This window comes from Phocaeicola dorei (assembly GCF_013009555.1).
In the GTDB taxonomy this organism is placed as follows: domain Bacteria; phylum Bacteroidota; class Bacteroidia; order Bacteroidales; family Bacteroidaceae; genus Phocaeicola; species Phocaeicola dorei.
On record NZ_CP046176.1, the window covers coordinates 4,424,904 to 4,438,458 of the forward strand.

A 13,555-nucleotide genomic window follows, 5' to 3' on the forward strand; every position below is an offset into this window, starting at 1 on the left:
AAGGAGCTGATTCGTTTTTCTTGAATCAGCTCCTTTTTTATCTCCTAACGGGAAAGATCATTAAAACGATAAGTAAAAGTAGCCATCGCATAACGTCCCAATCCCCAAGTCCAAGTTTCTCCCTGTCCGGTATCATTCATCCAACGATTGACAAAATCCCGTTGTTGCAGAATATCAACAACCTGAAATTTAAGTAACCCTCTTTTCCCTTTCAGAAAACTGTAAGTCAGCTCACTGTTCCAAAGCCACTGCGTCGTATTGGAGGCCTCATCCTTATATCCCCTGCGATTCATACTTCTCACAACGGTATAAAGATTCAAGTTGAGAGGTAACTTCAGTCGACACTCCGCGCCATAATAAAAATCATACGTCCTGTAATCCGAATTGTTTGTATAACTGTTATCGGCTTGCTGATAAGTGATTGCTCCATTTATCTTAAACTCATGCTCTTCCAATTTATAGGCAAACTCCACGTCCTGCATCAAGTAGAGCATTTGGGAGGTGTTACGATCATTCTCATTGGCTTCTCCCATTATCTGCACATACGAAACCCTCCGGTTATAATTTGCATTAGTAGCAAGACGAGCGAAAATTTTCTTGAATAATTTATTCGTATAATATATATTCCCGCCAATGCCCCAATTACCATTTATATTCTCGGGCCGACTGGTATATACCCCACTCTTCTCATCATAGGTTCTTTTCCGGCTTATATCATTTATCGTATTATTATATCTCAAACCACAATATAACATTTCCTGCTTTTCCATATTTCCTCCTCTGTAATTCACAGATATACTTTGCCCGAAAGCGGGTTTCAGCCCCGGATTCCCCATTGTTATGTTCAGAGGATTAGTATAATCAGGCACAGACAACAAATCATAAATGGAAGGCTGCCGGGTGTATCCGCTATAATACACACTCATATTATGGTTATTGCCCAAATCATAATCAAAATGCAGTTCGGGCACTATGTTCAACACGGTAATGGTCGTATCTATCTTCACTTTTCCCCTGTTGCTTTTCGTCGTAGACTTCTGAGGCGACAGCCCAAACCGGATATTCAACCTCACTTTTCTCCAATTAAGTGTGGTACGCAGTCCGAATTCATTGGAATGAAGATCATTACGAGTATAATCACTTAAACTATCCACCCTTCCTGCCTCATAACCAGATGGAAGACTTCCCCACAAAGCATCCTCATCCAAATTGTACGTAACCGCATTATTACTCTGCCGTTGATACTCATGCCGATAATAAACCTGAAGCATTTGTTTTCCTATTGGCTCCGTATAGCTGACCTCCCCCGCCAATAATAAATTTCTGGCAGGTGACTCCCGGTATTGATTTCTATATAAAACCGAATCTGCCCCCAGGTCATTCTTCAATTGATAATAAGTAATAGACGATTGCTGATAATTACCACTCGCCTGATTACTATAATCATTTCTTAACTCTATGGAGAGTTTCCGACCGATATCATTCAATTTATGAGTGATCAAAAGATTATTGCCTATCATCAGATTGTTCGTCTTATTTTGAGAATTTCCCGTATTTTTATTTATCCTGAACTCAGGAGGAATCATTGCATCGTCCCTCCAAGGCTCTGAAACATAGTCCAAAGGATTGGTACTGAAAGTCGCCGAAATATTTTCTGATACCGAATTTAACCGGCTATGATTGATGTTATGCCTGAAATTAATTTCCGTCCGGTCACTCAAACTTCCCGTCATATATATATTCTCCCAAAAAGAACTATTCCTACCCGTACTCAAGCCATTATTATAGGCATATTGGCTACCGTTAGGCAGATATTCTTCTGACTGGCTTCGCGATTCATCCGCGCTTTTATTATTATTATATGAAGCACTGACATTGAGGTTGAGCTTCTTTATTTCCGTTCCCAAGCTAAAACCAATATCCTTCATTTGAGCAGGATTATCGGCCATATCACTGATAAAATTACCATATCTGGGGAGTTTTCCTAAATCACCATACAAGGACATCCGCCATTTTCCGACAAATTTATTCAAACTCATTTTCGCTCCATACATATCCCCCGAACCTTTCAAAGCTGAAACGTCCCCCATTAATCCATCTGTCAAATCCTTCTTGGTCTTCACATCCATCACCGTTTTCTTCTTACCATCTGACACCCCTGTCATTTGCTCTTTATCCGACTGCTGCTCGTATACCTTTACCTCTTTCAAAGCATCTACCGGCATATTGTTCAAAGCAACTTTGCTATCTGCGAAAAACTCCTTTCCATTTAATAAGATCTGAGTGATTTCCTTTCCATGAAAATTCATCTTGCCGGATTTCTCGTCTAATTCCAATCCGGGAAGCTGCCTCACCAAATCCTGCAGAACAGCTCCTTCCGATGTCTTAAAGGCTCCGGTATTATATACTAATGTATCTCCGGACATCTTCATTTTCTGCAGTTCGGCCTTTATCACCGTTTCATCCAATACAATACTGGAAGGTTTCATCATCAGAGCACCTCCATAAACTTCTTTCCGATAAGCAGGAATATTCACTTTTTTTTCAAGGGTTTCATATCCTAAAAAAGAAGCCCTTATTAAATAATTACCGGGATTCATAGGGTACAAACGGAAAACACCCTTCTTATCGCTCACCGTACCTTCTATAAAACTCGTATCAGGCAAAGAATAAAGTTGGATATTTACATCCGGCAAAGGATCGGGATAAGGGCGTTCTCCCTGTTCTCTGACAGAACCTGTCAAATGATAAGCTTTTTCTTTTCTTGCTTTATCTGAATCAAGCTTTTTCTGTCCACTAACCGGGAGAACAAAAGATAATAAAATAAACAACGAGAACAGTTTAGTCATCTTGAAATATCAACAGGGTCCTATTTCAATGCTTCCGCAATGGCATTCATCAGATATCCAAATTCTTCTTTCTCATACCCGATGGAAGTATAAACGGCTTCTCCTTCTTTATTGAAAAGATAGGCGCGAGGAATTGACTTTTCAGCAAATAAAGAGAACACCTCACGTTTAGGATCGGGATATAACGGGAAAGTGAATTTCTTCCGTTCATTATAAGCCTTCAACTGTTCATCCGTATGCTCACGACCAATTACTAATAATACGAAGTCCTTGTTATCTTTATATTCAGCCCACAAAGTTTTCTCTATTTCAGCCAGTTCCAGCTGACATGGCCCGCACCAAGTGGCAAATAAACTCACCAAAACGACCTTACCTTTCAATTCAGTCGAAGAAATATCTCCATATACTGCAGATTTTAAATGAAAATCAGGTAATTTATCTCCTTTTTTCAATTCTTGAGCATTTACGGCAAATACCATGCAAAGCATCATGAACAATAATCCTAACTCTTTCATTTTCATAGTTCTCAATATTTAATTATGGAATAACAAAGACAAATATATCTGTTTTTCTTATATTTGCCGCCAGAAAATATTATTTTTTAGCCTATGATGACTTTTATTTCATGTGCCAAAACAATGACCGGACGGAGCAAAATACAAACTCCTGTTACCAGTACACCACAATTCCAAACTGAAGCGATACAGAATGCACTTGATATGTCCCAATTCTCTGCTGAAGAACTGGAACGACTTTTACGTGTGAACAGTAAAATAGCAGCAGAGAACTATATGCGATTTCAAGATTTCTGTTCGGACTCTCCCTCGGCTTTAGCTGCCTTACTGGCTTATACCGGTATCGTATATAAACGTATCCACCCACAGGATTTTACCCCTGAAGATTTTCAATATGCACAGGATCACTTGCGAATCACTTCTTTTCTTTACGGATTACTCCGCCCGTTAGACCAGATCAAGAATTACAGAATGGAAGGAGATATCAAACTACCTGAACGTGGAGGAATATCCATGTTTGACTATTGGAAGCCAATTCTGACCGACACCTTTATCAAAGAAATTAAAGCAAAAGGAGGAATACTAATCAATCTGGCAAGTGGGGAGATGAAAGATTTATTCGATTGGAAACGCGTGGAGCAAGAAGTACAAGTGATCACACCAGAATTTCAGGTATGGAAAAAAGGAAAATTAACCACCGTTGTGGTTTATGCAAAAATGTGCCGTGGAGAATTGACACGCTTCATCATTAAAAACCGGATAGAGAATCCTGGGGATTTAAAAGGATTCAAATGGGAAGGATTCAGTTTTGATGCCGGATACAGCACAGATACCCACTATCTTTTTAGCCTTCTTTCATAAAAAAATATTAAATAGTCAACCTACTCAAACTTTTTATCAGCACTCATGTTATTTAGTTGAATTTGGGAAGATAAACCTGGACAATAATTAACTAATAGAAATGAGTATGAAAAAATTAATGTTTTTGCTGGCTGCGGCCAGTTTAAGTTCTGTAGCGTTTGCACAGCAGAAAAGCAATTCACAAAACGTCCTTGTAGGCGAGAGTGTAGATGTAATGGAGGTACCTGTGGATAAGTACAAGGTAGAGACCAATCACTTCTTCGATAATTGGTTCTTCTCTGTTGGTGGAGGTGCACAAGTACTGTTCGGCGATCAGTCCGATCTTGGTAAATTCAAGAAACGTATTGCTCCCGCTCTTCAAATATCAATCGGTAAATGGTTTACTCCCGGCTTAGGATTACGTTTGCAATATAGCGGTTTGCAGTCGAAGAGTTTTTCCAGTGAACCTTCCGCATATTCCAAACCTCACATGTTAAGCGAAGGATACTATCAGGATAAGTTCAACTACATGAATTTGCATGGTGACATCTTATTCAATGTCAGCAACATGATAGCCGGATATAATGAAGACCGCATATACGACTTCGTGCCATTCGTAGGTTTCGGTTTTGCCCACTCATATGATGCTCCACGTCGTAATTCACTGGCATTCAATTTCGGTATCATCAATACATTCCATCTGGCCAGTGCCTGGGACTTAAATCTGGAACTTTACGGAATGGGTACAGAAAACAAATTTGATGGAAAAACCACCAGTAAAGGCCCTGACTTTATGGCAGGTGCTACAGTGGGTATCACTTATAAATTTCCACAAAGAGGATTCAAACCAGCTCCGGATGTAGATGCTATCATGGCACTTACCTCTTCACAAATGGATGCTATCAATACCGCTTTGGCTCAACAGATAGAACAAAACCGTCAATTAAAAGCCCAACTTGCCAACCAACCCACTGAAGTGGTTACAGAACAAGTTACAGTGAACCAAATTGCTCCGGCTCCTCAATCTGTATTTTTCCAGATCGGTTCAGCGGTTCTTCCTACCAACTCTACTGTAAATTTGCAACAAATCGCAGATTTGGTAAAAGACAATCCGGGACTAAAATTGAAAGTAACCGGTTATGCTGATAGTGATACAGGTAGCGCTGCATGGAACAAGCAGTTAAGTGAAGACCGTGCCAACAACGTGGCTAATGAACTGGTTAAATTGGGTGTCAACAAAAACAATCTGATTATCAGCGGAATGGGTGGTGTAAACACCTTAACTCCTCCGGCATTCAACCGTCGTGTAATTATCGAAGCCCAATAATACACTACCTTCTGTCAGCAGAAGGTAATCATGCCCGCAATTCCTTATAAAAACAGAATTGCGGGCATTTATTTTTTAGATGGAATACCCCCACTGATCTAGTGCAAACTTCCAATTCTCTTCCACTAACCGGACCGTACGGTCATTATACTTATACTTATTCTTCTTATATCCCTTCTTTCCGCCTATATATTGGCTAATAGCCGGAGCAGCTGTTTCGAATCCGGGAATAGAAAGAGATTTATAGATGTACTCAGTCATAGCCATTGCATCCGCTTCAAAATCCTCAAATTTCACTTCCATCAAATTTCCTTCAGGAATGAATCTTTTATCCGCCTCATATTTATGATACAGCTTGGCATAAATGGAAAGCACATTCTGTTCCAACGTCTCTGGAGAAATATCCTCCAGTTTCAACGGTTGGATTGTATTGGTGAAGAAATTCCTCGTAGATTCGAATACCGTATACGGATTACGCATCAAATAGATGAATTTGGCATTCGGAAACATCTTGACCAACTCTTTTACACGACCTGTATGAGGCGGATTCTTACTTAAGAATTGTGTTCCGCCTGTATTCCAAAGAGAAATTTTAATAAGTTTGGTGAATATATCCTCAAACACTTTCAATTCCTCATCACTGATATCATTGAACAACAAGTATTTATCAGCATATTCCTGTTGGTACTTAGGCAGGAACCAAAAGTTATAATAGGTATAGGGCATCATATTGGCCAATGCAAACTCTTCCTCCTGAGGCAAATCTACGGCCAGTTCCATATTATCTGTCGGACGCTTGTCAGGCATCAGCCAACTCATATTCTTCTTGAAAAAAGGCTGTCCCCACATCATCAGATGAGGGAACACAGTCTGATAAGTAGTATTATATCCGAAATGTTTGTCACAAGAGAATACATTGTGCATAAAGGTAGTCCCACTACGCCAATGTCCGAGGATAAAGACCGGGTCGTGTTCCAAAGACTTATCGGCCAACAGTTTCCTGTATCGCTTTTCCTGCAATGGAGCCAAGGTGGAAAGCAAACGGCATACAACTTTCGTCAAACGGTATTTTCCTCTATATGCCGAATCAATTTCCCTTCCTGTAGTAATCGCCTTAAAAGTTTTCCAATCGGCGCCTACTAATGTATTGATTGGCAGTTTATTGAATTCAAGTAATCCCATTACTCTTCTTTTTTAATTGTACGCTGTTATTTTTCTATCTTGACTGTAATGCCTTGACGGTCCAATTCTTTCACCACCTTTTCTACGGCTTCATAATATTCCTCACCAATACCCAAATCCGTCAGATTCAAAGTAGGAACTTCCATGGCATTCAGCATATCTTTGGCTTCCACTCTGTCTACAATCATCCCCACCGCACTGGTGTTATTGGTAATGGGGTCAATCAAAATGAAAGAACCACAAGCTTTATTCTTTTGATAAGAATCAAAGAAAAGCGGCTTGGCAGTAGTAAATGTCACACGGGCAATCTGATTCAATTGCAAAGGCAGATCCTCCTTTTTCAATTTACCGTTTTCAACAGACAAATGCTCCATCGTATTCACATCCACTTTATACTTAATGCCATCTATACGGGTACGTCCCGTATTGGTAGTATGCTTGATAAAGAAAGATTTGTCAAGGTCCATCACCTCCTCATCCATCCATACCAACATAGCTTCAAAATTACGGTCTATCACAGGCATGTTATCGGCATGTACCAACATTTCTCCGCGAGACACATCAATCTCATCTTCCAAAGTCAACGTCACCGCTTGCGGCGGGAAAGCATACTCTAACTCACCATCATAAGTAACAATACTCTTGATATGAGATTTCTTGCCGGAAGGCAAAGCCATCACCTCATCTCCTTTATGGATAACACCGGAAGCAATCTTTCCACAGAAACCGCGGAAATCCAGATTCGGTCTTAATACATACTGAACCGGGAAACGGAAATCGGCCAGATTATGATCATTCTCGATGGAAACCGTTTCAAGCACTTCCAATAAAGAAGTACCTTTGTACCATGACGTACGTTCAGATTTCTGCACCACATTGTCACCGTCAAGTGCCGAAAGAGGAATACAAGTCACATCCGGGATTCCCAATGGCTCTACAAACTTCTTATATTCGGTCACGATTTCGTTGAAACGCTCTTCCGAAAACCCGACAAGGTCCATCTTGTTCACCGCCAGCACCACATGCTTTATTCCCAATAAAGATACCAGAAAAGTATGGCGGCAGGTCTGCGTAATCACACCTAAACGAGCATCTACCAAGATTATGGCAAGATTGGCAGTAGAACCTCCGGTAATCATATTGCGGGTATATTGTTCATGTCCCGGAGTATCGGCTATAATAAATTTACGATTGTTCGTTGAAAAATAACGGTAAGCTACATCAATCGTAATACCCTGCTCACGTTCTGCTTTCAACCCGTCGCACAACAAAGCGTAATCTATATGGTCACCTGCATTCCCCACACGTTTACTGTCACGCTCCAAAGCGGCAAGTTGGTCTTCGTATAACTTCTTACTGTCAAACAACAGACGTCCTATCAAGGTAGACTTTCCATCGTCTACCGAACCGGCTGTCAACAGACGTAGCAAGTCTTTCTGTTCATCCTTATCTAAATATTCCTTTATATTCAGTTTATTCTCCATCACCCATTTCTTCATTTTAAATTCCTACTTATCCATTTAAAAATATCCCTCACGTTTCTTCTGCTCCATACTGGCATCCTGATCGAAATCAATGACACGGGTGGTACGCTCACTTTTAGTAGTGGTCATCATCTCCTCTACAATCTTCTCAATCGTATCGGCATCACTCTCTACGGCCCCAGTCAAAGGCCAACACCCCAAAGTACGGAAACGCACTTCCTTCATTTCAATACGGTCCCGATATTCTTCGGGCAGGCGGTCATCATCAGCCATAATCAAATTTCCATCTATATTCACCACAGGACGTTCCTTGGCAAAATAAAGCGGCACAATAGGAATATTTTCCAAACGGATGTACTGCCAAATATCCAGCTCAGTCCAGTTGCTTAATGGAAACACACGGATACTTTCCCCTTTATGAATCTTAGCATTATAAATATCCCACAATTCAGGACGCTGGTTTTTAGGATCCCATTGATGAAAACGGTCACGAAAAGAGAATATACGTTCTTTGGCACGTGACTTTTCCTCATCACGACGTGCTCCACCAAAGGCGGCATCAAACCTGTATTTATTCAGCCCGTGAAGCAACGCCTGTGTCTTCATTAAATCTGTATGCACTTTGCTGCCATGCGTAAAAGGCCCTACTCCGGCATTAAAAGCCTCCATATTACTTTCCACTATCAAATTCCATCCATGTTCTTTGGCGTATTGATCACGGAACTCTATCATTTCCCTGAATTTCCATTTAGAATCGATATGCATCAAAGGGAAAGGCACCTTTCCCGGATAGAAAGCCTTCTCTGCCAAACGTACCATGACAGACGAATCTTTACCAATACTATAAAGCATAACAGGATTCTCAAATTCAGCTGCCACTTCACGAATGATATGGATAGACTCAGCTTCCAGTTCCCTTAAGTGGCTCAATTTATAATTTTCTTCCATTTTATAATGAATTATATTTTTTCTCCTTTTTTACCAACAGTGGGGAGCACTAGTTCCAACAAAGTATTGACCGACTCTTCCAAGCTCAGTTTGGAAGTATCCAAAGACAATGCAGGACGCTCCGGAGCTTCAAAAGGTGCAGAAATGCCGGTAAAATTCTTAATTTCACCCCGACGCGCTTTGGCATAAAGTCCTTTTACATCACGTTTCTCACACTCTTCCAAAGGAGTGCTGACATAAATTTCCAGAAAATTCTCCGCCCCGATGATACGGGTTGCCATCTGCCGGAGCTCATTACTGGGACTGATGAAAGCGGCAATGGTAATGATTCCTGTATCAACAAACAGCTTGCCTATTTCGGCTATGCGACGGATATTTTCCACACGATCCTCTGCCGAAAAGCCCAAATTATTATTGATGCCACTACGAATATTATCCCCGTCCAATATACGGCAGAGCAAACCACGTTTATGTAATTCACGTTCCAAAGCTATGGCAATAGTACTCTTACCGGAACCGCTGAGTCCCGTCAGCCACAGCATAACTCCCCGTTGTCCCAGCAGTTCTTCTTTATCTTTCCGGGAAAGCATACGGTCAAATATAGGATATATGTTTTCTTCTTCCATTCTCTATTTTCATTTTGTCTTTAACTTCATCAAAAAGGCCATATCAGCGGTATCAGAATAACCGAAATTATAAATGTCAATATATTCAACGGTAAACCGATACGTACAAAATCCATAAACTTATAGTTTCCGATACCCTGCACAATCAAATTAGTCTGATAACCGATAGGAGTGGAAAAACTGGCAGATGCAGCGATGCAGATGACAACAAAAAAGGGCATAGGACTTACCCCCAACTGATTGGATAAGGAAAGGGCAAGCGGAAAAGCCAATGCAGCGGCAGCATTATTGGTTATCAGTTCGGTAAACAGATTTGTAATGATAAACAAAACAGCCAGCAACACATGCGGACCATAATCATCACTCATATCAATGATTCCATGCGCAATGACATCCGCCACTCCGGAATTTACCATGGCGCGACTTATAGCAAACGCACAGGCAATGGTTATCAAGATATCCCATGATATATATTTTGTATATTTACGTGCCGGAAAAAGTTTGGTCCATGCCATTATCACAGTCGTTATAGCTGCGAAAAAGAACATATCAAGATCAATACCAGGAAGTAATTCTTCCATAAAAGGCAACTCTCCTACTGTTGCCCCCACAATCATCAACACCAATAAAGTCAATGCAAACCAACGTTTCTTTCTCCCAGCTTTCGGCTCGGTATCTTTGCCATTGGCCAATAACACGAATACAGAAGAGTCTCCCCATGTAGAGATAAATGAATCATCTGCCCATAGCACCAACGTATCTCCCTCACGAAACTTCACACGTGACAGATTATCTACAATACTAACTCCGCTTCGTTTTATTTCTTTTACTTCAGCGCCATAATGACGGACAAAATTAAAATCCCCCACCCTTTTATTGATACCCGGGAAACGAGCACCTATCACCGCTTCAACACGATGAAAAGAAGACGCATCCGCTTCCCCATGTTCGTCGCCTACCGTGTCTTTCCGTACCTCCGGCAACAACCTAGAAGAAAAGAACAACAAATAAACAACTCCTGCCAAAGCAATGAAAATACCCACCCGGCCTAATTCAAACATACCAAAGCCCTTATATCCGGCATCTAAAATCATACCATCCACTACCAGATTAGTAGAAGTCCCAATAAGCGTACACATTCCCCCCAGTATAGTAGCATACGAAATAGGGATCAAGAATTTGGTTGCCGGAATACAGACAGATTCCGCCCAACGTTTAATAATAGGCGCAAAAATCACGACCACCGGCGTATTATTGAGAAAAGCAGAAACAAAAGAAATAACGGGCAGCATACGTGCCTGCGCCTTCATGACCGTTGTTTTCTCTTGAGGCAGAAGTTTCTTTATCAACTGTCCCAACGCTCCCGATTGCCGGACTCCTTCACTGATCAGAAAAAGCAGCGCTACGGTAATCATCCCTTTATTACTGAATCCCTCCAAGATCTCTTTCGGAGTTAATATACCGAAACAAAGAAAGAGTACAGTAACAGAGAACAGAATCATTCCGGGACGCATTTTATCAAGGACTAGCGCAGTCACCATCCCTATTAATCCAAAAAACACAATAATCATTTTAAATGTCAGCATCGTTTCCGGGTATTAATTTCGTTTAACGATAAACCAAGGATTCAGCAAGTCCGGCTTGTTATATTTCAACGGTTCTTTTTGTCCCGCCTGATATATTTCTGCTCCGGATGCCTTAGCTATGGCATGACCGGCCGCCGTGTCCCACTCCATAGTAGGGGCAAAACGGGGATATTCATCGGCCAGTCCCTCACAAACCCTGCAAATCTTGATGGAACTGCCCACAGATACCAACTCCACATGAGGGTATATCTTTCGCTTTTCCTTAATATACTCTTCTGTTTCGGCCGACAGATGGGAACGGGAAGCAACAATAACAAAAACTTCATTTGTTTCGGCACAAGGCATACGGAATGCCGATGCCTTCATTTCTTCCAGTGAACGGTCTGCACGTCCGGTCACTCCTTCCATTTTATAAGCGCCGGTTGTCAGTTCACCCCAATAAAGCGTTTCTTTGACAGGAACATAGATCACTCCAAAAACAGGAATTCCTTCTTTTACTAAAGCAATATTGACAGTAAATTCCCCATTTCGTTTTATAAATTCCTTTGTTCCATCCAAGGGATCGACTATCCACAACGTATCCCATTGCGCCCGTTTCTCGTAAGGCAAATGCTTTCCTTCCTCACTCAATACCGGATAGTCTGTTTCTTGCAAATAAGTCATAATGATTTCATGCGCCTTACGGTCTGCAAGAGTCAGTGGAGAATTATCGGCTTTCCTTTCAATCTGAAAATCAGAAAAAGGATCATTATAAACGTTCAGAATTTCTTTACCGGCAGCTAAAGCCGCATCCATCGCTCTTAATATATATTCGGTCTGCATAGTGTTTACTTCCATTAAAATGCTTCTGTCATATTGAAATAGAACAAACTTTGGTCATTGGCAAAATTACGTCCGAAGTCCAGACGTACATTCATACGCGGCTGCACCTCAATACGAAGTCCCACACCAGCATTGGGAAGAACTCCTTCAATCTTACCCATGGTAGGCCCCATAAAACCGCACCCTCCCCAAGCAACAAAACCCAAATGATGCAACATACGCTTTACCCATGTACTTTTATCCGTATTGAACATCTGACGATATTCGGCAAGCACCACATGAGAGGATTTATCACGATACTGCCCCATATAATATCCACGAAGATCAAAAGGAGTGCCACTTAAAGCATATTGGTTCATAGGAACATCACCAAACACATTCTTGGTTTGGGCAGTCCAAGCTATAACTTTTCTATTTCCTACCCTTTTGTATTGGCGGTAGTCCATTTCCAAGCGGTAAAAGTTATTATCTCCTCCCAAAAACTTCTGGTACATCAGCCCACGAAAATCCAGATAAATGCCCTTATAAGCATTAGCAGGAATATCCCGGCTGTCATAAGTCAGCAGAAATCCTACCCCCGAACTGAAATTAGAATATCCGTGAGCAGTACCTCCCAACCTTTTATAATCAGACTGATCTACCAAATATTTGGCAGGCTCGGACATTTTATCATAACTCAAGTCAATCTGGGGACCGGCAAAGAAATTACTTTTACCTAAACGGAATAAAAACCACGGATTAATCTGGAAACCGCTATAACGATATTCACTGGTAGAGTCACTGCGCTCATAATGCTTATTGGTAGCATAGCCGATACCATAAAAATTCTCCAATGTATTCTTGTAAGTGAATTTTCCAAAAATACGGAATTTATCATTCTTGAAAAACAACTGAGGTTTCACCATCAGATTCAAGCCCCCCTCGAACATTACCGCAACAGCCATCGGCAACACAGAACGTTTCTGCAAGGTATCCGATGGATTCATACGAAATGTAACAAGAGCACTACCTCCTATTAACGCACCAAAATCCGGAGTATAACTCGGTCCTCCCAATATATTATAATGTATATTGCGCTTAGCCACCTTCTGGCGTCTTAATTCTTTTTTTGAAAGTTGATGAATGGTGGTATCCTCAGGATTACTACCTATGTCACTTCCTTGTGCCGCCATATTCAAAGAACAAAACAGGCACAGGACCAAGCTAAGTAATGTTATTTTCATATAATAGTTTATTGTCTGCCCAAAGTCCTTACTCAAAAAAACTTTCTACGGCAAATGAGTTTTCAAAAGTACAAAAGTCCTGCCAAAGAATAACGGTGTATTGAATTTGTTTTTATTTAGTTCAAGAATCTTCACGTTCTTTATAACGTAACA

General features: G+C 41.0%; 11 protein-coding genes. 2 read left to right on the forward strand and 9 right to left on the reverse strand.

What is annotated here, in order from left to right; translation table 11 throughout:
• Window positions 1-44 precede the first annotated feature (44 nt).
• Together GKD17_RS18290 and GKD17_RS18295 are read right to left on the reverse strand one after the other, a co-directional pair.
• The gene (locus GKD17_RS18290; RefSeq protein WP_007830880.1) at window positions 45-2,849 is read right to left on the reverse strand and encodes a TonB-dependent receptor; all 2,805 of its coding nucleotides are present in this window, start codon (window positions 2,847-2,849) and stop codon (window positions 45-47) included.
• A 20-nt stretch (window positions 2,850-2,869) separates the two neighbouring features.
• Complete coding sequence (locus GKD17_RS18295) at window positions 2,870-3,370, reverse strand: TlpA family protein disulfide reductase (protein WP_007830878.1); 501 nt, start codon at window positions 3,368-3,370, stop codon at window positions 2,870-2,872.
• An 87-nt stretch (window positions 3,371-3,457) separates the two neighbouring features.
• Here GKD17_RS18295 and yaaA point away from each other — a divergent pair, with 87 nt between their 5' ends.
• Both yaaA and GKD17_RS18305 read left to right on the forward strand, forming a co-directional pair.
• A complete protein-coding gene (yaaA, locus tag GKD17_RS18300; RefSeq protein WP_007830876.1) occupies window positions 3,458-4,225 on the forward strand; it encodes a peroxide stress protein YaaA in 768 nt (255 codons plus the stop codon).
• A 106-nt stretch (window positions 4,226-4,331) separates the two neighbouring features.
• A complete protein-coding gene (locus GKD17_RS18305; RefSeq protein ID WP_005852854.1) occupies window positions 4,332-5,531 on the forward strand; it encodes an OmpA family protein in 1,200 nt (399 codons plus the stop codon).
• A gap of 75 nt (window positions 5,532-5,606) precedes the next feature.
• On the opposite strand, the gene GKD17_RS18310 is transcribed toward GKD17_RS18305, so the two are convergent.
• From GKD17_RS18310 to GKD17_RS18340, 7 genes are read right to left on the reverse strand one after another with little or no spacing between them, the layout of a single operon-like run.
• Window positions 5,607-6,713, reverse strand: coding sequence for a sulfotransferase family protein (locus GKD17_RS18310; RefSeq protein WP_007830872.1), 1,107 nt, complete (start codon window positions 6,711-6,713; stop codon window positions 5,607-5,609).
• A gap of 26 nt (window positions 6,714-6,739) precedes the next feature.
• Window positions 6,740-8,197 carry a sulfate adenylyltransferase subunit CysN gene (gene cysN / locus GKD17_RS18315; RefSeq protein ID WP_007843649.1) on the reverse strand — a complete coding sequence of 486 codons (1,458 nt, stop codon included), beginning with the start codon at window positions 8,195-8,197 and terminating at the stop codon, window positions 6,740-6,742.
• 36 nt (window positions 8,198-8,233) lie between these two features.
• The gene (gene cysD, locus GKD17_RS18320; RefSeq protein ID WP_007830869.1) at window positions 8,234-9,145 is read right to left on the reverse strand and encodes a sulfate adenylyltransferase subunit CysD; all 912 of its coding nucleotides are present in this window, start codon (window positions 9,143-9,145) and stop codon (window positions 8,234-8,236) included.
• A gap of 11 nt (window positions 9,146-9,156) precedes the next feature.
• On the reverse strand, window positions 9,157-9,771 hold the full coding sequence (gene cysC / locus GKD17_RS18325) for an adenylyl-sulfate kinase (protein WP_007830867.1): 615 nt from the start codon (window positions 9,769-9,771) through the stop codon (window positions 9,157-9,159).
• 29 nt (window positions 9,772-9,800) lie between these two features.
• Window positions 9,801-11,357: an SLC13 family permease gene (locus GKD17_RS18330; protein WP_007830865.1), complete on the reverse strand. Its 1,557-nt coding sequence runs from the start codon at window positions 11,355-11,357 to the stop codon at window positions 9,801-9,803.
• Between the two features lie 12 nt (window positions 11,358-11,369).
• Window positions 11,370-12,179, reverse strand: coding sequence for a 3'(2'),5'-bisphosphate nucleotidase CysQ (gene cysQ / locus GKD17_RS18335; RefSeq protein WP_007843659.1), 810 nt, complete (start codon window positions 12,177-12,179; stop codon window positions 11,370-11,372).
• Between the two features lie 14 nt (window positions 12,180-12,193).
• Window positions 12,194-13,402, reverse strand: coding sequence for a BamA/TamA family outer membrane protein (locus tag GKD17_RS18340; RefSeq protein ID WP_007855555.1), 1,209 nt, complete (start codon window positions 13,400-13,402; stop codon window positions 12,194-12,196).
• Between the last annotated feature and the right edge of the window lie 153 nt (window positions 13,403-13,555).

Excerpts from the sequence above, each read along its gene's own strand:
- GKD17_RS18290 (WP_007830880.1), bottom strand. The coding sequence starts at position 2,849 with ATGACTAAACTGTTCTCGTTGTTTATTTTATTATCTTTTGTTCTCCCG.
- GKD17_RS18295 (WP_007830878.1), bottom strand. The coding sequence starts at position 3,370 with ATGAAAATGAAAGAGTTAGGATTATTGTTCATGATGCTTTGCATGGTA.
- yaaA (WP_007830876.1), top strand. The coding sequence starts at position 3,458 with ATGATGACTTTTATTTCATGTGCCAAAACAATGACCGGACGGAGCAAA.
- GKD17_RS18305 (WP_005852854.1), top strand. The coding sequence starts at position 4,332 with ATGAAAAAATTAATGTTTTTGCTGGCTGCGGCCAGTTTAAGTTCTGTA.
- GKD17_RS18310 (WP_007830872.1), bottom strand. The coding sequence starts at position 6,713 with ATGGGATTACTTGAATTCAATAAACTGCCAATCAATACATTAGTAGGC.
- cysN (WP_007843649.1), bottom strand. The coding sequence starts at position 8,197 with ATGGAGAATAAACTGAATATAAAGGAATATTTAGATAAGGATGAACAG.
- cysD (WP_007830869.1), bottom strand. The coding sequence starts at position 9,145 with ATGGAAGAAAATTATAAATTGAGCCACTTAAGGGAACTGGAAGCTGAG.
- cysC (WP_007830867.1), bottom strand. The coding sequence starts at position 9,771 with ATGGAAGAAGAAAACATATATCCTATATTTGACCGTATGCTTTCCCGG.
- GKD17_RS18330 (WP_007830865.1), bottom strand. The coding sequence starts at position 11,357 with ATGCTGACATTTAAAATGATTATTGTGTTTTTTGGATTAATAGGGATG.
- cysQ (WP_007843659.1), bottom strand. The coding sequence starts at position 12,179 with ATGCAGACCGAATATATATTAAGAGCGATGGATGCGGCTTTAGCTGCC.
- GKD17_RS18340 (WP_007855555.1), bottom strand. The coding sequence starts at position 13,402 with ATGAAAATAACATTACTTAGCTTGGTCCTGTGCCTGTTTTGTTCTTTG.